Here is a 20,593-nt window from a genome sequence, read left to right on the forward strand (position 1 = left end):
TACTTAAGACTGGGTAAACAACAACCCACGTACCACGTTAGATTTGTCTTTAACGATTTCAGCCTTGAATTTACCACTTGGATTTACATATTCATTCTCCTTTTCATTCAGTGTATTCGCGATTTTTCCTGTCTTATCACTGCCGCCATTCACAGCGCCATACTGCTCACTGTCTGGACTAATGTTCAGAGCATTTCCGTACCACTGTCCTGACATGTTTTTGCCAGTTTTAATTTGAATACCGAACTGGTCTTTTCCCTGAAACTTCCGCAGCGCATTGGTTACCTGGGAGCCGCTAATCGTTGTGCCGTCGTATACCGTAAAAGAGGCTTGAGACAATTCGGTCTGGATATCGGCGAAATTGTTTTGTGCCGTTTTAGTGGCTTCCTGAGCTGAGATAAACAGTATAACTACAATTGTGATTAGTGCGATGGTCAAAAATATCCCAGCGGCTACCTTTAATGCCGTTGATGCATTATTCATTTTTTTCTCTCCTCAACTTGTAATATTGGTTAATCATCATTGAACTTACTTACTGAATTTTTTGTATTTGCTCATAATAGCTATCCATTTGAACAAAGCTCATACCGATCAGCGGAATCACCAAATATAAAAAGATAAGACCATACATCGGGGCAAAACCAATCATCCTCCCCCAGATCGCCTTGCTGTCTATTATTTTTTCATACTCCTGTTTTCTTTGTTCAAAATAGTAGGACATATGGGATTCCAAATCATCAAATGCTTCTCTAATGGTGATTTTACCTAAAGATAAATGGAGCTTGTCCACCAGACGTTGAAATTCCGGCAAAGGTGCTTCTTCTTTCAACAAATCGAGAGCCGCCTCTGGTCCATGTTCGTAATGAAGCAGACATTTTTGCAGAGGTCTTTTGAAGATTACTGAAAATCTATTCAGCCACTCCAATATTTCCTCGACAGACATTCGTTCCATAACCCGTAAAATGGAAATAACCGTTTGAAACTGATAGACCTCATGCTTCATGTCCAAATGACGCATTTTCCGTTGCAAATATAATAAAAGTATGGGCATTTGGTAGGCTACATACCCAGCAATCATACTAATCAGTACTTCCCACCACTTTATATATTCTTCATTCCAATCTTTCAGCTTTTGGAGGATTCGATGAGTATTCCTGGATAGCTGCTCTGGAGTAGCTGTGCCATTAGCATAATGTTCTAAAGCAGCGTACGTTCGCTCGTATGTGCTGTCCGCTTTCATGTTCAACATTTGCATGATTTTGCGGTCAATCTCACTCTGCTTCAAAGCTTCCTTTTCCTCTGTCGGACTTAAACGTCCAAACATTTGCCCCGATTGTACTGGCGCGTGAAGGATATGCCTTTTTTCAGCTCCATGTAAAACAAATATAGTACTAATACTAAGCACTAATCCTAAGATAAAAAGAGCAATTCTGCGAATGTAGAGCCACTCGAGCTTTACCTCCGCACCACTTTCCTTTAGGAGTCGGGTTATCTGGAAATAAGATGACATATGCTGCCGAGGAATTAGAGAATCCACCATATTACGAATGATGGGCATACGATATAACCTCTGCTCCCACACCCTCCGCCCTTTACCCGCACGATATCCTGTCTCGTCGGACTGTTGCAGTTTCTGTAACAGAAAGTAGGATAGGATGATAACAATGTAAACGGTCAATTTTGTGATATAACCCAATTTCCCTTGATAAAACTCATCCATGGATGGAAAGCTGGATCTCGCCCATCTCTCGATTGGGGTAGTAAAGAAAACAGGGGCCAGAGCGATCACGTTTAAACTTTTTAGCAGGTAGTCCAGTTTATTTCTCCTCAGCAACTCCAACTGGATTTCGCGTGCAAGACTGCTTAGCCCCTTTAAATAAATGGAACCACCATCCTCAACCCGATCACCAAACTCCATGACCATATACGAGATACCAGCAAAGGCTTTTAAAAACCGATTTGGAGCTGATTCATAATATCTTTCGAGGGCCTCGTTGGGATCAGCATCTGTCAGCGCCTCATGGATGAGCCGTGCATGTCTTCCAGCCTCTGCCTCTGCTAAATCGGCTGCTTCGGATATGGCTTCTTCCACCATACCGTGCTGATGATAGTGATGACGTACATTGGCGAACAATTCGATCATTTGCCCAAGTAGCCTTTTTTCCATTTGGCTAGTGGTCACGTCTATAATAAGGCTGTTGATTACCACTCCGCATAAAACGGCCAATACAGCAAACTCTATTCCTGGTTTCATCATCAACAGCACAACGCCGCTGCAAGCAAAAGCCCCCCAAATGAACAGTATCATCTTCATGGTCTGCAGACGAAGCTTATACTCATCGTATGCATGCTGACCAGCTAGTCGCTTACGAACACTTGTGATGTATCCAGCTGTGATAGGGACCCTCATAAACAGCGTATACAATTTATGCATTAAAGTTTGAAGTTCCCGTTGAAGTACCGCTTTTCCCTTTCGTGCTTCCTGTACAGAATGAATTCTACCTCTGCGAACTGCATAGCTCTTATGCTTATGCAACCCATACAAAGCTGTATATAGAACTGCAAATCCCCCACCTGATATAAGCAAAACCCATAATAAAATTTCTTTAAGACTCATAGTCTTCCTCCCAATAACGGGTCAAAAAACTGCGGAAATCTGCCGCATCATTTGCATTCATCTGCTCACACATTTCTTCTACACTTTTAGCTGTTAAGGGCTCCATTGGTATATAGCTTCCATTTCGATATTCCATAACATGGCGATAGCTATAGCTCGATGAAGCATTGGGACCTACATTCGTATGCTCCTCTGGATTACGCGGTACACATTCGGTGATCCGTTCGATATAACGCCGCCCTTGCGCATCACGCTTGAGATGAACATCAAAGTTAATGACATGCACTACCTGTTCTTCAGCAATATCTTCATGCTGAAATACTCCTGTTTTGAGCAGTGAATTACGAAGTGAAAATACAAGATCACGAAATGTTTTAGCATGGTGAGTAAAAATAGTGAACAAACTAGCAACCTGCGACATTTGAATCATCCAAGCAGCTACTTCATCACTCGCTACTTCGCCTAGAATATTAACGGTTCCATCTGTTTTTTTCTGCAAGTCAAGACCTTGTTGCCCTGAAATATGATCTGTTTCTCGAAAAGTAAGAATATTACGGCGACTGTAAATGCTGCGTAGATGCAGTTCAAAGGCCATTTCCTGAACGCGAAGCGTATACGAAGCGTAAATATGCTTGACCATCGCCATTAACAATGTTGTCTTACCTGAACCCTGCGCACCTGTAATTGCAGTAATCCGACTGCCTTTCATTAGATATGATAGTAGCTGGATTGGAACATCAGCGTTTTGTCCCCTAATTAACTGTTCGAGCGAAGCGCTTTGAATATCAAATTTACGAACAAAGAAAGCCCATGATTCAGAGAAAGGCGGGCGCACTACTACTACCCGTGATCCATCCTTCATTTCATTGACCTTATAACCATTCGCTTCAGAAAGCTGTCCTGGGTAATTGTATTTGTAAATATTTTGACATACCCTTTTAAGCTCACGTTCCGATCCAAAGGAGAGGAATGAAAGGTGGATAGTTTTACCTTTGTAGAAAATCCATACACTCTCATATCCATTCATTATGGGCGCAGAGGTTTGTTCAAATGCATACCTATCTGAAGGCCACTGTGGTGATGAAGAAATACTCCCTTCCGGCACACCACTTACACCCCCACTTACACCATCGATCCTCTGGTCACGAATATCATCAATGACAGAAAAACCTTTGTAATGTTGATAAATCCGCTGCACAATAATATCCACTTTCTCCATAAAGGAAAGGGGACGGTATTCACAGTCATAGATATAGCGGATATCCTCTGTCGTTACGAAATAGCTTCCATCCTCTTCACCTTGCTGTGAATACCTCATTTCGGCTAAGTCATAAGTATCCAGCAAACGTGATAGTGCATCCGCGCCAAATTTCTGCTGATATTGGTAAAAAATAATTTCGAATTGATCTTGTGTGCTAAACAACTCAGGTCTGGAGAATGGCATAACAGTATCGGCGATTTTCTCGTTCAATCCGTAACCGTTAATCAGAAGCTCACTCATCAGATTTTTAACAAAACGTTTATCTCCACTGCTGCCATTGGCACAGTCCTTTAACGCCCTTCGTAGTTCTGCCCTTTGATGGATACGCCGCCTATATTCCTCTTCATGTAATCCGGCATCCGCCATCTGGCTATGACTTAGTTCATGAAGCGCATTTTTGATATACTCTATCAATGTTTCGAATGTGGCATCTTCGCTCTTTGGTTCTACCCGAAGAGCTGAATGTTGCGAGTGAAGATTTCCTCGATATTTAAAAATAATCAGTACGATGCACAGTAGCACAATGCAGGTAATAATTAATCCGTTGATCATATGAGCGGACAGCATTAAGCGCCCCTCTCCAAAGCCTTGAGCCGAAGATCGGACTCTGCCGCCTCCAGAATAGCTTTGCTAATCTGCCGTATGCTCTGCGCCCATCCTACAGACATAAAAGGCTTACGTTGCTGCTCTTTTCCACTTCGCACCTCGCGTTGCACATGACCAATCACATCCCTGCGGTTCCATGCATCCATAAAGTCGGTGCTGTAAGGGACTGTAAGCAAAGTACCCTTGTAGCCATATCTCCTGCGGATATTCGCTTCATTCGCTTGTGAATGCACATCATATTTTCCAAGGACAACTATTATGGGTAATGACGAATATGTGGATAATGGAGACACAGATTCAAAATAAGCGTCCAACTCACGCATATTCTGAGTGAGCGAAAGAACGGCTAGTTTGGCACGTGCACATGCTTCATGCTGTACAGCCCCCCAGCCTACTCCACTCCCTGCATCAATCAGCGTTAAATCATAATATTGATTCGCTGTATCAATTACCACTTTTACAAGATCAGGGGAAAGTAGCGGCGGTGCAGCTCCAAAACCAGAGGTTCCCTCAAGTACATCCAGAGTGTGTTCTAGTACAGGTGTCGTATAGTTACGAATATTTTCTCTAGACAGCGTCCCTCTCAGAACTAAACGTGAAACAGCATCCCAGCCCCCTTCCTGAATCTGTAGACTTGGATCGTCCATGCCATACTCCTGTATAGGAAATCCTGATTCAATACCGGTATGCCTACGGCCCAAATGAGTCAACAAAAGTCTTCCTCTATATAAATTACCTATGGTAATTGCTATTGCTGCCGCTAATGAGCTACTTCCACTCGCTCCCTTAGTGGGGCTCCAAAACAAAATGGTGCTCATGCTCTCCTCCTTTCCGCACGCTTTAGCGCACGACGACTTTCTTTTATCTCCCAACTCATCCATTCTCCAATACAACGGCACAATTCTCTCTTATATATTCTGGATAGAGGTTTTAACAGAAGCTGTTTTTTATGCTCATTTTCCAGCTTTAGAGCAAGCTGTCCTTCATCCCATGGCAGTACATACGGCGCTGGTTGCCATAAGGCAGGAAAGCGATTCATGTATTCCCACAAATACGCCTCCTCCACACCGCAATCCACTGCCTGTATAAATAGCTTGTGAAATACAAGATCTTTGGGAAATCCAGGTTGGCCAAACAAATGCTCAAGCCAATTCTGTCCGCTGTGCATTAGCATGTGGCTATAATCACTGACCCAAACTCGGAGTTCCGAAGTTTTCCAAACAGAAATTGGACAAAAATCAGGTAGCTCTACATCCAAAATAACAATGTCATAAGTCTGTTCTGCCTTTTGATCAGCCAGCATACCGATATGCAGATCTTCCCATACTGTAAATCCAATCGCCACATCGAATCCACAAAACTGTGTAATGGGTAGTGGTTTATCGAGCATTCCTATGCTATACCGATATTGTTCCCGCAGTGTAGCGTCCACAAGCAGTACCTGTTGGCCTGAAGCTGCCAATACGCTGCTGATGTATAATAAAGTATCGCTTTTGTCACAAAGACCGGCAAATATCCATGTTTTCATACTTCCGTTCCTTTTCTCTCATTTATTTGGCATACGGATCAGAGCTACCACCCTGCGTTAGAATCTTCGTTTGTTCTTCGTGGTCCTGTTCCTCACCCCCTGTATCATCAATTCCACTTACTGCATCTTCAATAGTTGTGCCTGCATGCTGAGCTGCAACCTCCTCACTTAGAGCTTTTTCCACAGGTGTTGAAATCACACTGTTTGATGAATTAATTGCATTTTCTAGAGAATTTCGTAGCTGCTTTGACAGTTTTTGTTCAGCAACACGGACTAAATTCGGATCACTATTCATTAACGCTAACACCTGTGCATTAGGCGGATAGGTCGGTATAGCCTTGGGCTGAAATTGGGGATCTACATATGTCAGAGCATAGATGGATGCTTTATGCAGATAGGCATCTACAATAGCACTCGAAAGGGATAGTATTTCCTGCTCATTCATAGTAACCCATACGGTTGGGCCTTCTAGCCGAGAAATCTTCTTTTTGGATAATAGAATGTAATCCTGACCTGTTGGAAATTGAATGCGAATATCTACCTCGTCCCCTGGCTTCAGACTGCTGGGCAGTACCACCAGTTTTAACTCACGGTTGCGTAGATCCTTAGGTGTGGGTTCATCAGCAGTAATCATAGCTGATGTAAGCACAGCTCCTTTTTTTAATTCTATCTTAGCTGTAGTGCGAGAAACTTCACTTTTATTTGTCAACAAATTAGACGGGGCTTGAGAACCAGGAACCTTAATTCCCTTCAAATCATTAGATGTAATCTGCTCGCCCGGTGAAATGTCACGAACAACCGCCCAGCCTGTTTTCGCAGTCCGTTGCTCTTGTTCATACAGTTTCCATTTCTGCTCTGCCTCCACCTTTGCCTGCTTCCTGATCTCACTCATTTGATGGATATTCACCATAAGGTAGCCCACAAAGATCATGCCTACAATACCCGCGCCAACACAACCTGCGTATATTTTTTGTTTGCTGCTTTTTCTTAGCTTGGACACACAGCTTCTCCCCTACCTCTTTAGATATATACCTGCCTATTTAGTGCTGCTGTTTAAGGAATCTGAAACGTCTTTTCCGAGTGTCTGTAATGACTCCACGAAAAAGCTCGTCCAATACCTGATCCATTTCATCATCCTGTTCGAAAGGATCTGAATGGAACGGCAGCGCAAATACTTTATCGTGATCTAGCTCCTTTCGTAACCTGCGGACAGCTCCCGAGGGTGCCAATGGCAAGCAGTAATTCCATTTGTGTTGCGGATGACGCTGAAGAGATCGGGCTAGACCCGTTATATCCTGAACTCTCCATTCGGCCCCTGAGCCAACAACTAGCGGATAATCGGCTCTCAAAAATTCTTCCAGTCGTTCATTGTCCTGCCCATTCCCCAAGTCCAGTACGATAAATCTGTAGGATCCTCCCAGCAAGGAAATGACATCTGCACGAGATGTTTGCCGCCAATAATGAACTCCATCGACTTCAAAACGCCGACTTGAACTTGCTTGTCCAACAGGTATGCCTTCCACGACTTCTTGCAGTCGGGCAAATGCCTTAGCTGTACTATGCAGCTCAACCAAGGCTACGGAGTGGGTCTTTCGAGCCAAGTAGTGGCTCACTGCAATTGCTGTGTGCGTAGCACCGGAGCCGGAAGACACACCCAACACTGCCACTACCCTTGTTCCAGCATAATCCGATGAAGCATTACTAACAGATTTCCCTGGTTGAGCAGACTGAAAATTAGCACTGCGCCTCAGTTCTCCAACGACCTCCTCAGCAGACTGAAATCGTTCCTCAGGATGATGCCGCAGCAGCTTTCGAATTATCGGAATCAAATGTCGAGGCAATTCCCCGCGAATATACCCTTCAACTCCTGCTGTCCACTCGCTATATTTACCACCTGTACATAGATACAATAGTAACGCCCCTAGACTGTACAGGTCCGAGCGAGCATCCGTCTGTCCTGTTCCATATTGCTCTGGGGCAGCAAAGCCCACTGTGCCCAGCTTTATCGTATCCTGATCCAGCTCGGACTTATAGCTCCTCGCTATCCCAAAATCGATCAGTTTAAATTCCATTTCCGGTGTCAGCATAATATTCGCCGGCTTGAGGTCCCGATAAATGACTGGCAATTGGCGGGTATGCAAATAATCAAGTACATCCAGTACCTGCAGAGCGAATGGAATGATTTGCTCCTGTGGAATACAGCCTTGGTATCCCCTCATGTATGCTTCCAGTGTAATTCCTTCGATGTAGTCCATAACCAGATATACCGCACCAGATGGAGGATATTCAAAAAAATCAACAATCCTCGGTAAACGTGGATGGCTTAGCGAAATCAACATTTCGGCTTCCGTCCGTACAATCTTCATTATTTTTGGGTCGGCAATCGACTCCTTCACTGCCCAATGCTTGCCCGGCAGCTTTAAATCTTCGGCCATGAACACGCGGCTCATGCCTCCCGAACCTAACGTACGAATAATTCGGTAACGTTCACCGACAATTGACCCGAACTCTAATTGTGATGGTTGATTCATCATTCTCTTACCTCCCTTCTACAAGCAGACAACGCAAAAAAGGGAAAGCCACCGCAAAATGAAGTCTTCATAATGACATGAAAACAATTTTCGCGGGATGCTTTCCCTTGATTTAATACAAATATTTTTTAAAGGAACAATTTGGATTTATTATATAGCACACTGCATCTATTGTAAAGAATTATTTTCCATACTTGATCATATACAGGGTAATCTCATCTCGGTTATGGAAAAGCTGTTTGGCTCGCTGAATCTGCATGCCGGACTCTTCAAAGGAAGCAATCACATCATGAATAAGCGCCAAGGGCTTTTTATGCATTAGCTTGACTGTTACGATAGCCGTACCACCACTCCGCAAACTATACAGTAAATCAGTAACGAGCCTTGCCATCTGTTTTGGACTCCAACTCATATCACAAACCAGCAGATCGAACGAATTCTCTTTAAATTTGACTTCACTTGCATTTTTACGCAAAAATGTCAGATTGGCGTACTTCATCAGCGATGGCTCCATCTTGGCCGGATCAACCGCTGTAACTTTCAATCCACGCTCCAGCAAGAAGGAAGTCCATCCACCCGGTGCTGCCCCAATATCCAGTCCCTGATGGAAAGCGCTAAAATCAATGCCGAACGTTGCTTCTGCTTCCAGTAGCTTGAATTTGGCACGCGAGATCTGTCCGTCCTCCTTCTGAAAACGAACTGCACCTCCGCTCCAATCTGATAGGTTGTCCTGAGGATGTGATACGCCTGCGTACCACGTATCTGTATCTGCAAAAACGGACACAATAACATCGGCGCCTTGTACTACTAATTCCATAGGTAGATCACTTAATTGTTCACTCAAAGCCAGCTTGAGCGCACCTGCGCTTTCAGCCCAACTGCTATTAGATCCTTTGCGTACTTGCAAAGAAACACGTTGATCTATCAATTCCCTGCGGTTACGGATAAATGCAACCAGACGCTCTTGCACTTGAACCAGATCCGTACCTTCCTCCTGAAAATGAACAGGAAACAAGTGACGCAGAAACATCGGTGGCTGGCCTGTAATCGTCTTCACTGCCTCATTTTCTTGCGCAGGTAATGTTGCTAGAAAAATTTCACCAGGTAGAAGCATCGTGCTTTTCACAGAGCCAAATAATCTTCTAAGCTCCTCCTGAGCATAGGGTGCAAAACCATGGTTGGCCGTACAAACAAATCTCGATGTCGACAAAGTGGACTCACTCTGTTCATCTGTATTCACGTATAGTTCCTCCAAAATAACGTTACCCTCCAGCGCACACCCGGATCCAGGGACGTTCTCCATCCCATTCCAGCTCAACTGGAACTTCATAAGTGTGCATAATCAATTCTTTCGTTAAAACTTCTTTTTTCAATCCAGCAGCTGCGACCTTGCCATCCCGAATCAACGCAACATGCGTAAAGAGAGGGACAATCTCCTCAATGTGATGAGTTACATAGACCACTGATAAGTCTCGCTTGCGAAGCCGATCAATCTCGACCAACATCTTTTCCCGTTCAAATAAATCCAATCCGGCACAAGGCTCGTCCATTATCAGTAGGCGAGGTTCAGCCATCAGCGAGCGGGCCAGCATTACCTTTTTACGTTCTCCTTGAGATAAGGTACCTAACGGGTGATGAATCAGATCGCCTAAATTCATACCCTCCAAAAGAGATACGGCTTTTTCTTTTGCCTCCGTCGGAATCTCCTGATAAAAACGCAAAAAAGCATACGCACCTGTAGCTACTACTTCCCAAACGGGATCTTTTAGCGCCAGCTTTTCCAGTAATGTCTGGCTAATGTATCCGATCTGCTTGCGAACTTCCCGCACATCACATTGACCATACGTTTGCCCAAGCACCTCAATCGTACCACGACTTGGAAACATATACCCTGTCATCATTTCCAACAATGTTGTTTTGCCGGAACCATTTCGACCCAGAATAGCCCAATGTTCACCTTCTCGTATTTCTAGGCTTACATCGTCCAAGATACGTCTTTCTTCCCGCTGTAATGTAATGTTCTTCATGGATATCATTCCATCACGCTCCTTATCCTGCTCAGCAAGTGTTCTACAGATTCCATTTTGTAGATGATTTCAGGATTTTTGTTTTCACCATTATATATAAGAAGCGCGGGGACACTGGAAATCCGATACTCCTGAACCAGTTCAGGAATATAGTTAATGTTGCTCTGCACCACTGCTCCTTCGGGGAGCAAATGCTCTGCTACCTCTAACATTCTACGGGCTGCCGCGCATGTTCCGCACATGGGAGTGTATACAAACAAAGCCAGCTTGCATCCCTCCCATATGGCACGGCGTGCTTCTTTTTGTCCGATCTCTTTCATCGCTTAGACTCGTTTATGATCTCTTGCATACGCACCTCAGGAATCGGCCCGTTATGCACAGTGACTCCCTCCGGCTTATTCGCATAAAGCAGTTCATACATGGCTCGCCGCCCCTGCGGACTGGAGGAATGCAAGTAAATTTCACGCGGATATAACTGTTTACTTGCAATAGCAGCAGCTACATCCTTTCCCGTCGGTTGACCCGGACCCAAATCATAATCTAACGATAGTATCGAAATTGGGTATTCATGAAGCAGAAGCAGACACTCATCCGCGTCCCTTGCCAGCTTAAAACCTGGAGGACAAGGTCGATAATCGTCCATAAACAAATACACCAACTTCTCCCCCTTCTTCCCAAAAAAGTAAGCTTACATAAGCCTCTAAGATAACTATTATTTATTTAAAATAATTTTTTACTCCCAGCTTTGAATCATTCGAATGTCCTCCTGATGTGTCCCATCAGGTCCCGCCTCACTCTCCAAAACGACGGGAATACCTCTTACAGCTTCTTGTTCTGTTATCCAGCGCATGCCTTCAATACCAATGTAACCTTGCCCTACGCGCGCATGTCTGTCTTTTTTAGAGCCATACGGGTGTTTGGAATCATTCAAATGAACTCCGTACAGCGCTGACCAATAACCGAGACGGTCCCCTTTTTCAAACAAAGCCTCGTCCACTCCACCGTTCCACAATCCTGCTGCATACGCATGACAAGTATCCAGGCAAAATCCGATACTGCCAGGATCTCGACACAATTGGCGAATTTGGACCATTTCCTCGAGCGTGGTTCCCATGGGACCGTGATCCCCAGCTTGATTTTCAATTAATATTTTAGCATTTCCCTGCCAGCCTTCGAGCACATCATTCAGACAGTTAATAATATTATGATAGCCCTCCAGCGGGTCAGACGAATGCATATGCCCAAAATGAACAACTATCCCCTTCGATCCACAGGCTTCAGCAATATCCAAATCGTTGCGTAATGAAGCAACCATCAACTCGTAAAGTTCCTGACCACGTTCGCGACCATGAGCTGGATTAACGGGATAGGGCGAATGAGCAATAGATTGAAGCTGGTGCTCTGAGCAGTAATCTTTACAAGCAGCAGCATCTATGGAGTTCCATTCCTTCAGCTTGAGACTACGAGGATTTTTCGGAAAATATTGAAATGAACGTCCTCCCTGCTCTCGTGCACGTATAGCAGCTTTGGAAAAGCCACCCCGCGTACTCACGTGAGAGCCGATAAGCAATTTAGGCATCATGCTGCTGCACCGGGCAATAAAATGCTTTTTTCCCCGCCAGCTCGACTCTTACAATTTTCCCACCGCTTGGAGATTCTTCTCCTTCACGGTCATATACTCGACACTGATGATCAAAGCCACCTGTGAGCGTGTCTCCCTCCATTAGAGGCATTTCCATATAACCGCCCTCCGCAGTAGCTTCACGAAGTACGGATTGAGTAGCATGATATAGCTTCTCCACTTTTTCTGGGGATTGCACAATATTTTGCACCTTGGAACCCGGTGTAAATCCGGCGATATATGCAATTTCGTCCGAATAGCAATTGCCAATCCCCGAAAAAACCTGCTGGTTTACCAGTGTTGTTTTCAAAATTCCCCGTCGCCCTTTTAGACGTGCTGTAAAATTTTCCAATGTCATACGACGGTCTAACGGATCAGGTCCCAGGTCTGACAAAGCTTCATCTGTTTCTTTAGCCGTCAGCAAGTGCAGATAACCTAAGCGCAGTCCGATAAAATAAAGCTTCGCTCCGCTAAAATCCAATTCGATCTGAACCGTACGGTCTGGACGTTGCTCCTCCGTTCCCAGATACAACAATCCTCCCAACATGAGATGAAGCACAAGCCGTTTACCCGTATTTAAATGAAAAATCAAATGCTTGCCCCGACGCTCTAAATATACAACGGTCGCACCCAGCAATTGCTTCTTAAAGGTTTCCACTTCAGTATTAATGGACTTTTCACGGCTAACCGCCACTCCAGTAATCGGAATGTCCAAAATTTGTTTTGATAATAAGATTCTGTAGTTTTCCATTTCAGGAAGTTCCGGCATATCAACATCTTTCCTTTCGTAGCTCATAGCTTTGAATTCTCATATATTTCTAAGTCATATCCTTTTATGATTTCAGCTCTTTTTGCATCCATTCCTGCAGTTCGTCCAAACTTTCAAACATCAGGTCAGGTTTTACTCCAACGGTACGAATATGTTCATCCATATTAGCGCGAGTCGTCACACCCGTCAGAATCAGAGCTGTTTTACAACCTGCTGCTGCACCTGCCGCAATATCTGTAAGCATATTATCGCCCACAACCAGAGCTTCATCCGCTCTAATGCTCAAGCGATTTAGTGCATAATTCATTAGCACGCTTGAAGGCTTGCCGATGACGACCGGTTTGACCTGTGAAGCAGCTTCAATGGCAGCTCCAATGGTACCTGCACCTGGTGTAAGCCCGTCATGCGAAGGCAATTGTAGATCCGGATTTGTCAAAATAAATGTAGCTCCCTCACGAATCCAACGCATGGCAGCTGCCAGCGTTTCATATGTAAATTGACGATCTATCCCCTGTACCACATAATCAGGATGATTCTGAACAAGCTGCAAGCCAGCCCCTGTGAGTGCCTCGCGTAATCCCGTTTCACCAATACAATATACATGAGCTCCAGGGCTTTGCTGTGCAACATATTGTGCAGCTGCTAACGCTGAAGTATATACTTCATGACTAGCTGCTTCAATTCCCATACCAATCAAATGCTCGGCCACCAATTCGGGTGTGCGTGAAGCATTGTTGGTGACATATGCATAAGGTATATGCTCTGAACGCAATCGCGAAATGAACAGATCCGCACCCTTGATCATCCGATTTCCATGATAAAGTGTTCCATCCAGATCAATTAGTAACGATTTTATCGCAATCCCCTCCCCCGCTTCATTTCATACATCATAACATTGAAAATAATAATTCACCCCATGAATGGTATTCTCCTTTTTATTTAACCACCTGAATGACTTAGGGCATTAAATAATCGGTCATTTCCATTCCTCTCATCTATCTTAAGTCAAAAATGCTTATGAAGTCCATGTATTGCTGGTAAACCATCCAAAATAGCGTCATCCCTCGCTAAAAGCCGTCGCTTCCACATAGCATAAGATCATTTCTTCGTCGAATCTCATCGAAGATGCTACGTCTTCAAAGGAAATTCCCTGTATTTCCTGGGCGTACTCAAGCAACTAAATCCTTTAAATTCGATATATAGAAGCTCCAATATGACATGCCTCCATATGTGGTAGAACAATTTCGTTCATCCCATACTAATGCCCGTCTCACCTCTTGTCGCATCCTGCGCTTTCCCGGAAAATAATTTCTAGGGAAAAAGAAAAGCACCGGAGCAAGCCCCGGCACCTATGCACATATCTTTTCTCCAATCATTTATTGGCCGATATCAGGTACCGGTAACAACACATGCTGCTCCGCAAGCAATGAATTGGGGAATAGGCTTCGCGCTTCCTCCAGCAAAGGCTGAAGCTGCTCTTGATCTTTATACCTAGAACTAAAATGCGTCATAATTAACTGCCCTGCGCCTGCGGCTTTGGCAGCTTCCGCTGCCTGAAGCGCCGTACTATGATGATACTCGTACGCCGTATCCGCCAGATCATGCAGAAATGTGGCTTCATGAACGACGACAGTTGCATCTCGTGCCAGCACTACTGTATTCGGACAAGGTCTCGTGTCACCTAAAATAGTGACGATCCGCCCTTTTTTAGGTGAACCCAATACATCCTGAGGATGCAGAATAACTCCACCCTCTACTTCCACACTTTCTCCACGCTTTAATTTACCGTACACTGGGCCAGGCTTGATCCCGTATCGCTCCAACAGTTCTTGGTTAAGCTTACCGGGCTTATCCATCTCTACAATTCGGTAGCCATAACTGTCGATACGATGATCCAACAAAGCTGACTCCACCCGAAATTGACCGTCATCGAACAGAACCCCGCCCGTATGCTCCACAATATGTAGTGGGTAGTTGATACGAGATTGGCTGATCCCTAAAGATAGCTCAATATATTGCTGAAGACCAGGCGGTCCATATACCGTCAGAGGTGCCGTACCTCCCTGATATGCCCTGCTCGACAAAAGACCCGGCAGACCAAAAAGATGATCCCCATGCAAATGAGTGATAAATATTTTTTCAAGTCTGCTCAGCTTGAGCGGCGAACGCAACACTTCCTGTTGAGTGCCTTCACCGCAGTCAAACAACCACATGCTTCTTCGTTCCTCCAGTAAACGAAGAGCAATGGACGTTACATTTCGCTGAATTGTAGGTACCCCTGCATTTGTACCGAGAAAATATAATTCCATGACATTTACCTTCTTCCTGCTGACCAGCAAAAAACCTCCGAAGCTCGGAGGGTTTTTGCTATCCCATCTGATAAAGGTGTTAAACCTTTTCGACGTTAAAATACTGCGCCTGAGGGTGGCTGAACACCATGGCTGATACTGAAGCCTCCGGTTCCATCATAAACCCTTCCGTTAGCTCAACGCCAATGTCCTCAGGTTTTAACAATTGGAACAACGGTCCCTGATCCTCCAGATCCGGACATGCCGGGTAGCCAAAGGATACCCGTATACCTTGATATCTGGCGCCGTGCCGCTGTTTCATCGTCATATCGGCAGGGTCCGGGAAACCCCAGCTATCCCTGATAATATGGTGAAGCCGTTCTGCTAACCCTTCTGCCACTTCGAGCGCTACCGCTTGAAGTGCATGTGAGCGCAGATAATCTCCGTTGTCTTTCCATTGGGTAGATAGCTTCTGAATGCCATGACCAGCGGTAACAACCATAAAACCTACATAGTCCATAACCCCTGATTCCACTGATTTCAAAAAATCAGCCAGACATAGATAAGGCTCTACCTGCTGACGTGGAAACGTAAATGTGTGCAGTACCTTGCTTACATCCGATGGATCATAGATTAGAATTTGGTTTCCTTGGGACTGAGCTGGGAAGAACCGATACATAGCACTCGCCTGAATAATTCCGTCTGTAACAGCTTCAAACATGATGCTGTCTACGGTTTCCTTCAACTGAATCGCTTTCGGATCCCCCGAAGCTAGCAGTTGCTCAACATTGCCTTTTAAGCCAAGATGATGCCCCATTAGCATCTGCATATTCACATAAGGCAGAATATAATTCAGTGGGTAGTTACGCAGTACATGGCGATCCGTATCCGGCGGGATATAGACGGGCAAATCCTGAGCAATGTTAGAACGTACAGCCCGAGTTAGCTTAGGGAGCGGCTTGACCTCCACGACCGTTGCCGCTTCCGCCTCCTGCTCAGCCTTCATGTCCTCGGCCATTTTTTTACGGGACTCAGGGTCCATAAGCTTATTGGCAATATCCAGTCCATCCATAGCATCTTTCGCATACGCTACCAGCCCATCATACTCAGGACGAATACGATTTTTAGTAAACTTACGCGTTAAGGCAGCTCCACCAACCATTATTGGAATATCAATGTTCGCATTTTTCAAATCCTGCGCGGTTAGCACCATTTGTTGTGCCGATTTAACAAGCAGACCGGACAGGCCGATCATGTCAGCCTTTTCTTCACGATAAGCTTCAATGATGCGTTCTGGTGGTACTTTTATACCCAGATTTACAATATGGTAACCATTGTTGGATAGAATAATCTCCACTAAATTCTTACCTATATCATGCACATCACCTTTAACCGTAGCCAACAAAATCTTACCTTTTACTGAGGACTCATTCTTCTCCATGAACGGCTCTAAATAAGCCACGGATGCTTTCATTACTTCAGCGCTTTGTAGAACCTCCGCAACAATCAGTTCGTTGTTGTTAAACAAACGTCCTACTTCTTCCATCCCTTTCATTAGCGGTCCGTTAATAATCTCCAGAGAAGAATATTTAGCGAGCGCTTGCTCCAGATCCGGGATCAGTCCCTCCTTACTTCCCTCCACTACATAGGAAGCCAGCCGTTCTTCGAGCGAAAGGTTTGATATCTTCTCTTTTTTCTCCACTTTCTTGTTACGGAAAGCTGCTACAAATGCAGATAACGTATCGTCATTTGTTTTATAGATCAGGTCTTCCGCCAATTTCCGTTCATGCTCGGGGATCGATGCATAGCGTTCAAGCTTCTCCGTATTTACAATTGCATAATCCAGTCCCGCTTTGGTGCATTCGTACAAATAGACAGAATTGAGCACTTCACGACCCGCTTCCGGTAAACCAAAGGATACGTTACTGATGCCCAATATGGTATGAACCCCGGGAAGTGCTTCTTTAATGATACGTATGCCCTCAATCGTTTCCTTAGCCGAACCGATATATTGCTCATCCCCTGTTCCTACTGGGAATACGAGCGTATCAAAAATTATATCCTCCGCTGCCAAACCGTAACGGTTCACCAACAGATCATAAGAACGCTTAGCTACCTCGAGCTTATCCTCACGCCCAATTGCCTGTCCACGTTCATCAATCGTTCCGACAACAACAGCAGCGCCGTATTTATGAATAATAGGAGCCATTTTCTCAAATTTCTCTTCACCATCCTCCAAATTAATGGAGTTAATAATTGCCTTACCTTGCGAATATTGAAGTGCTTTATCGATAACTTTAATATCCGTGGTATCAATCACCAATGGTACTTTCACCTTGTTTACAACCAGTTTCAAGAACGCTTCCATATCTATCATTTCATCACGATCCGGATCTTGCACACAAATATCAATGACATGTGCTCCGCTTTTTACCTGAGCGCGGGCAATTTCAGACGCCTCTTCATATTTGCCTTCCACGATCAAACGCTTGAATTTCCGGGAACCCAGAACATTCGTTCGCTCACCAACCATATACGGACGATTATCCTGTTCAATATACACAGGCTCAATGCCTGATACGGCAGGAGGATGATGACCTACGAGCTGACGAGGCTCAAACTGCGCCATACTTTCACTCATTACTCTTATATGCTCTGGAGTAGTACCGCAACAGCCTCCCGCAATATTCAACCAGCCTTTTTCAGCGAAAGCAGCCATTTTACGAGCTAATGAATCCGGCGATTCATGGTATTGACCATTTTCATCGGGCAAGCCCGCATTTGGATAACAGCTAATAGCTGCAGAGGACATTTCAGACAAAGAACGAATATGATCACGCATAAACTCTGGACCTGTAGCACAATTCAGTCCAATCGAGATTGGATGTAAATGTTCGAGTGATATGCAGAAGGATTCGATGTTTTGTCCGGCCAACGTTGTTCCCATTGGCTCAATCGTGCCAGAAATCATTAATGGAAGCTCAATCCCTGTCTGCTCAAAAGCCTGACGAATTCCAATGCTACCTGCCTTAACGTTAAGCGTATCCTGTGAGGTCTCCAACAGAAGAACATCTACCCCACCTTCAATAAGCGCCAAAGCCTGCTCCTGATAGCTTTCAATCAGCTCTACAAATGTAACACCGCCTGTGACAGACAAGGTTTTTGTAGTTGGACCCATAGCTCCTACAACAAAACGAGGCTTGTCCGCAGTGCTGTACTTATCCACCGCGTTACGCGCCAGTTTGGCCGCCACCAGATTAATTTCACGGGCACGTTCTGGTATATCGTAATCCGCCAAAACGACGGATGTCGCTCCAAATGTATTCGTTTCAATCAGGTCTGCTCCGGCCTCCAAGTATGCTTCATGAATCCCTTGAATGACATCCGGTCTTGTTAAGACCAACATCTCGTTGCAGCCTTCTAACTCTTCCCCACCAAAATCAGCGGCAGAAAGGTCTTCCTGCTGAATCATAGTGCCCATAGCCCCATCAAGAAGGAGTATTCTTCGTTGTAACGCATCCTGCAAGCTAACTTTATCCAAAATTTCTTCACCCCCGCAAAACGTTAAATCCTAGTTTAGCAGAAACCGTATCATTTAGATAGATTGAAGTAAAAACATACGTTTTATGCAGGCTATTCTTCTTTACAAACGACTTAGCTGATCTATTTTTGTAGTATGCATCGTTATAGACGAACGTCTTTAAACTGTATCGTATTACTATAGTCGTTCCCACATAAATGCTTCAGCCTGTATTGTACAACTGGTTAAGACATGGTATTCTTTATACAACATTAATCCAAGTGGAAAAGAGGGATTTGTGCATGGCAGAAATTTTTATACGTAATACGAATGAGCGAATTAGCGGTGAAGAGCGAGTACGTGAATTTTTGGAGAGCTACCAGGTATTGTATGAACACTGGGATGCTTCCAAGCTGCCAGGGGAGCTGCAAGAAAACTTTACTTTGACAGATGATCAAAAAGCCGCTGTTCTTAAAACATTTGAACCTGAAATCAAAGATTTAGCCGCACGTCGCGGATATAAAATCTGGGACGTCATCACTTTATCTGAAGCAACGCCGAATTTGGAGGAGCTGCTGGCCAAGTTCGAGCAAATTCACACCCATACCGAGGATGAAATCCGCGCCATTGTTGCTGGTAAAGGGATTTTTATCATTAAAGGCTCTGAAGAGATCGGCTATTTTAATGTAGAGCTTTCACCAGGCGACGTTATTTCTGTTCCTGAAAATACACCGCACTTCTTCACTTTAATGGAAAATCAAAAGATCGTCGCAGTCCGCTTGTTCATCGAAGAAAATGGATGGATTGCTGAACCGTTCGAAGATCCAACATTCACTACAGCATAATTACGATGTATTGTGTCAATAAGAAAACTCCCTCTGCTCTGTAGCATATCGAGCGAAGGGAGTTTTCTTTATACTTGTTTAGAAGACTGTAGATTATTTACTTTAAAGATTGAATAATTCCATGCAACTCAGACAAATGCTTGATTTGGAACTTCGGCTTGATCTCTGTAGTATTGGTTTTATCGTTCCGATTCAACCACACCGAATGTACACCAGCTGACAAAGCCCCTTGAATATCAGTCGTCAGCTTATCTCCTACCATTAAAGCTTGTCCAGGTTCAATTCCTAGAAGTCCCAAAGCATGCTGGAATATAGAAGGATCAGGCTTGCCCCGACCAAAAGAACCTGAAATGACAACATGATCAAAAAAAGGAGCCAATTGAGGAACTCCATCCAGCTTCTCCTGTTGTAGATCAGGGGAACCATTTGTCAGCAATAGCAGCTTGTATTGTCCCTTCAATTGATCCAGAATTTCAAACGTTTCTTCATATACATGTGGACGTGCACGTCTTTCCGAAGCAAATTGGGTAGCCAACTTTTCCGCCAACTCCTCATTATCTATCCCCAGTTGCTGAAGCCCTCTGCGCCATGATTCCTTACGATAAACAGGAGCCAACTGTTCCAATTGGCGGAATTCAGGTTGCTCACCTGCTGTAAAATTCGCCCACAGTCCTTCAAACGGATTAATGCCAATCATTTGAGTAAAACTAAAGGTTTCATAGGATTCATACAAAGCGCGCGCTTCCTTGCGTACGGCTTCTTCCAGCGTTTTCGGATCAGCGCCTGTTTCTCGGGAACCTGTTTGACATGCTGCATCAAATGCCTCTTCTACACTACGTTCATCCCACAGAAGGGTATCATCAAGATCAAACATTATCGCCTGAATCGTCATACGAATTATCCACTCTCTTTCCACTGTATATGTAAGCTTGTCTGTTTGGTCACGAATCAGATCGTTATGTGTGCCCATATTAAGCAAG

At 44.5% G+C, this 20,593-nt stretch carries 18 protein-coding genes; 1 reads left to right on the forward strand and 17 read right to left on the reverse strand.

Annotation, left to right across the window (positions count from 1 at the left end; all coding sequences use genetic code 11):
• Window positions 1–3 precede the first annotated feature (3 nt).
• The 16 genes from HFE01_RS06010 to metH all read right to left on the reverse strand — a co-directional run bounded on the left by HFE01_RS06010 (window position 4) and on the right by metH (window position 18,789).
• The gene (locus tag HFE01_RS06010) at window positions 4–483 is read right to left on the reverse strand and encodes a hypothetical protein (RefSeq protein WP_016821930.1); all 480 of its coding nucleotides are present in this window, start codon (window positions 481–483) and stop codon (window positions 4–6) included.
• A 49-nt stretch (window positions 484–532) separates the two neighbouring features.
• Complete coding sequence (locus tag HFE01_RS06015; RefSeq protein WP_167438460.1) at window positions 533–2,617, reverse strand: hypothetical protein; 2,085 nt, start codon at window positions 2,615–2,617, stop codon at window positions 533–535.
• Window positions 2,607–4,445 carry an ATPase, T2SS/T4P/T4SS family gene (locus HFE01_RS06020; protein ID WP_167438459.1) on the reverse strand — a complete coding sequence of 613 codons (1,839 nt, stop codon included), beginning with the start codon at window positions 4,443–4,445 and terminating at the stop codon, window positions 2,607–2,609. Before HFE01_RS06020 ends, HFE01_RS06015 begins: the two co-directional genes overlap by 11 nt.
• Window positions 4,445–5,302, reverse strand: a complete 858-nt coding sequence (locus HFE01_RS06025) for a hypothetical protein (RefSeq protein ID WP_031461588.1) — start codon at window positions 5,300–5,302, stop codon at window positions 4,445–4,447. The genes HFE01_RS06020 and HFE01_RS06025 overlap by 1 nt, the downstream gene beginning before the upstream one ends.
• Complete coding sequence (locus HFE01_RS06030; protein WP_167438458.1) at window positions 5,299–6,012, reverse strand: hypothetical protein; 714 nt, start codon at window positions 6,010–6,012, stop codon at window positions 5,299–5,301. Before HFE01_RS06030 ends, HFE01_RS06025 begins: the two co-directional genes overlap by 4 nt.
• A gap of 22 nt (window positions 6,013–6,034) precedes the next feature.
• A complete protein-coding gene (locus HFE01_RS06035) occupies window positions 6,035–7,012 on the reverse strand; it encodes an SAF domain-containing protein (RefSeq protein WP_167438457.1) in 978 nt (325 codons plus the stop codon).
• A gap of 40 nt (window positions 7,013–7,052) precedes the next feature.
• Complete coding sequence (locus HFE01_RS06040; RefSeq protein WP_167438456.1) at window positions 7,053–8,546, reverse strand: serine/threonine protein kinase; 1,494 nt, start codon at window positions 8,544–8,546, stop codon at window positions 7,053–7,055.
• A 178-nt stretch (window positions 8,547–8,724) separates the two neighbouring features.
• Window positions 8,725–9,783: a 23S rRNA (cytidine(2498)-2'-O)-methyltransferase RlmM gene (locus HFE01_RS06045; RefSeq protein ID WP_026065469.1), complete on the reverse strand. Its 1,059-nt coding sequence runs from the start codon at window positions 9,781–9,783 to the stop codon at window positions 8,725–8,727.
• 22 nt (window positions 9,784–9,805) lie between these two features.
• Complete coding sequence (locus tag HFE01_RS06050) at window positions 9,806–10,579, reverse strand: ABC transporter ATP-binding protein (protein WP_017427705.1); 774 nt, start codon at window positions 10,577–10,579, stop codon at window positions 9,806–9,808.
• Complete coding sequence (locus HFE01_RS06055; RefSeq protein WP_016821940.1) at window positions 10,576–10,890, reverse strand: thioredoxin family protein; 315 nt, start codon at window positions 10,888–10,890, stop codon at window positions 10,576–10,578. The genes HFE01_RS06050 and HFE01_RS06055 overlap by 4 nt, the downstream gene beginning before the upstream one ends.
• On the reverse strand, window positions 10,887–11,225 hold the full coding sequence (locus tag HFE01_RS06060) for a cyclic-phosphate processing receiver domain-containing protein (RefSeq protein WP_016821941.1): 339 nt from the start codon (window positions 11,223–11,225) through the stop codon (window positions 10,887–10,889). The genes HFE01_RS06055 and HFE01_RS06060 overlap by 4 nt, the downstream gene beginning before the upstream one ends.
• A gap of 78 nt (window positions 11,226–11,303) precedes the next feature.
• On the reverse strand, window positions 11,304–12,152 hold the full coding sequence (locus HFE01_RS06065; protein ID WP_029515048.1) for a deoxyribonuclease IV: 849 nt from the start codon (window positions 12,150–12,152) through the stop codon (window positions 11,304–11,306).
• Window positions 12,142–12,960, reverse strand: a complete 819-nt coding sequence (locus tag HFE01_RS06070) for an Fpg/Nei family DNA glycosylase (protein WP_026065468.1) — start codon at window positions 12,958–12,960, stop codon at window positions 12,142–12,144. The genes HFE01_RS06065 and HFE01_RS06070 overlap by 11 nt, the downstream gene beginning before the upstream one ends.
• Window positions 12,961–13,024: 64 nt before the next feature.
• Window positions 13,025–13,765 (reverse strand): HAD-IIA family hydrolase, encoded by a 741-nt coding sequence (locus HFE01_RS06075; RefSeq protein ID WP_243208147.1) that lies wholly within the window; start codon window positions 13,763–13,765, stop codon window positions 13,025–13,027.
• Window positions 13,766–14,336: 571 nt separating this feature from the next.
• A complete protein-coding gene (rnz, locus tag HFE01_RS06080) occupies window positions 14,337–15,269 on the reverse strand; it encodes a ribonuclease Z (protein ID WP_016821944.1) in 933 nt (310 codons plus the stop codon).
• A 79-nt stretch (window positions 15,270–15,348) separates the two neighbouring features.
• On the reverse strand, window positions 15,349–18,789 hold the full coding sequence (metH, locus tag HFE01_RS06085; RefSeq protein ID WP_044788161.1) for a methionine synthase: 3,441 nt from the start codon (window positions 18,787–18,789) through the stop codon (window positions 15,349–15,351).
• 281 nt (window positions 18,790–19,070) lie between these two features.
• On the opposite strand from metH, the gene HFE01_RS06090 reads away from it, so the two are divergent.
• The gene (locus HFE01_RS06090) at window positions 19,071–19,613 is read left to right on the forward strand and encodes a 1,2-dihydroxy-3-keto-5-methylthiopentene dioxygenase (protein WP_019687427.1); all 543 of its coding nucleotides are present in this window, start codon (window positions 19,071–19,073) and stop codon (window positions 19,611–19,613) included.
• 97 nt (window positions 19,614–19,710) lie between these two features.
• Here HFE01_RS06090 and HFE01_RS06095 read toward each other — a convergent pair whose 3' ends face one another.
• The gene (locus HFE01_RS06095; RefSeq protein WP_181955925.1) at window positions 19,711–20,505 is read right to left on the reverse strand and encodes an HAD family hydrolase; all 795 of its coding nucleotides are present in this window, start codon (window positions 20,503–20,505) and stop codon (window positions 19,711–19,713) included.
• Between the last annotated feature and the right edge of the window lie 88 nt (window positions 20,506–20,593).

It is taken from the genome of Paenibacillus sp. EKM10P, from assembly GCF_011800655.1.
In the GTDB taxonomy this organism is placed as follows: Bacteria; Bacillota; Bacilli; order Paenibacillales; family Paenibacillaceae; genus Paenibacillus; species Paenibacillus polymyxa.

Bases quoted from the DNA above. Each gene is read 5' to 3' on its own strand.
- HFE01_RS06010 (WP_016821930.1), bottom strand. From the start codon at position 483: ATGAATAATGCATCAACGGCATTAAAGGTAGCCGCTGGGATATTTTTG.
- HFE01_RS06015 (WP_167438460.1), bottom strand. From the start codon at position 2,617: ATGAGTCTTAAAGAAATTTTATTATGGGTTTTGCTTATATCAGGTGGG.
- HFE01_RS06020 (WP_167438459.1), bottom strand. From the start codon at position 4,445: ATGCTGTCCGCTCATATGATCAACGGATTAATTATTACCTGCATTGTG.
- HFE01_RS06025 (WP_031461588.1), bottom strand. From the start codon at position 5,302: ATGAGCACCATTTTGTTTTGGAGCCCCACTAAGGGAGCGAGTGGAAGT.
- HFE01_RS06030 (WP_167438458.1), bottom strand. From the start codon at position 6,012: ATGAAAACATGGATATTTGCCGGTCTTTGTGACAAAAGCGATACTTTA.
- HFE01_RS06040 (WP_167438456.1), bottom strand. From the start codon at position 8,546: ATGATGAATCAACCATCACAATTAGAGTTCGGGTCAATTGTCGGTGAA.
- HFE01_RS06050 (WP_017427705.1), bottom strand. From the start codon at position 10,579: ATGATATCCATGAAGAACATTACATTACAGCGGGAAGAAAGACGTATC.
- HFE01_RS06055 (WP_016821940.1), bottom strand. From the start codon at position 10,890: ATGAAAGAGATCGGACAAAAAGAAGCACGCCGTGCCATATGGGAGGGA.
- HFE01_RS06065 (WP_029515048.1), bottom strand. From the start codon at position 12,152: ATGATGCCTAAATTGCTTATCGGCTCTCACGTGAGTACGCGGGGTGGC.
- HFE01_RS06070 (WP_026065468.1), bottom strand. From the start codon at position 12,960: ATGCCGGAACTTCCTGAAATGGAAAACTACAGAATCTTATTATCAAAA.
- HFE01_RS06075 (WP_243208147.1), bottom strand. From the start codon at position 13,765: ATGATCAAGGGTGCGGATCTGTTCATTTCGCGATTGCGTTCAGAGCAT.
- rnz (WP_016821944.1), bottom strand. From the start codon at position 15,269: ATGGAATTATATTTTCTCGGTACAAATGCAGGGGTACCTACAATTCAG.
- HFE01_RS06090 (WP_019687427.1), top strand. From the start codon at position 19,071: ATGGCAGAAATTTTTATACGTAATACGAATGAGCGAATTAGCGGTGAA.
- HFE01_RS06095 (WP_181955925.1), bottom strand. From the start codon at position 20,505: ATGACGATTCAGGCGATAATGTTTGATCTTGATGATACCCTTCTGTGG.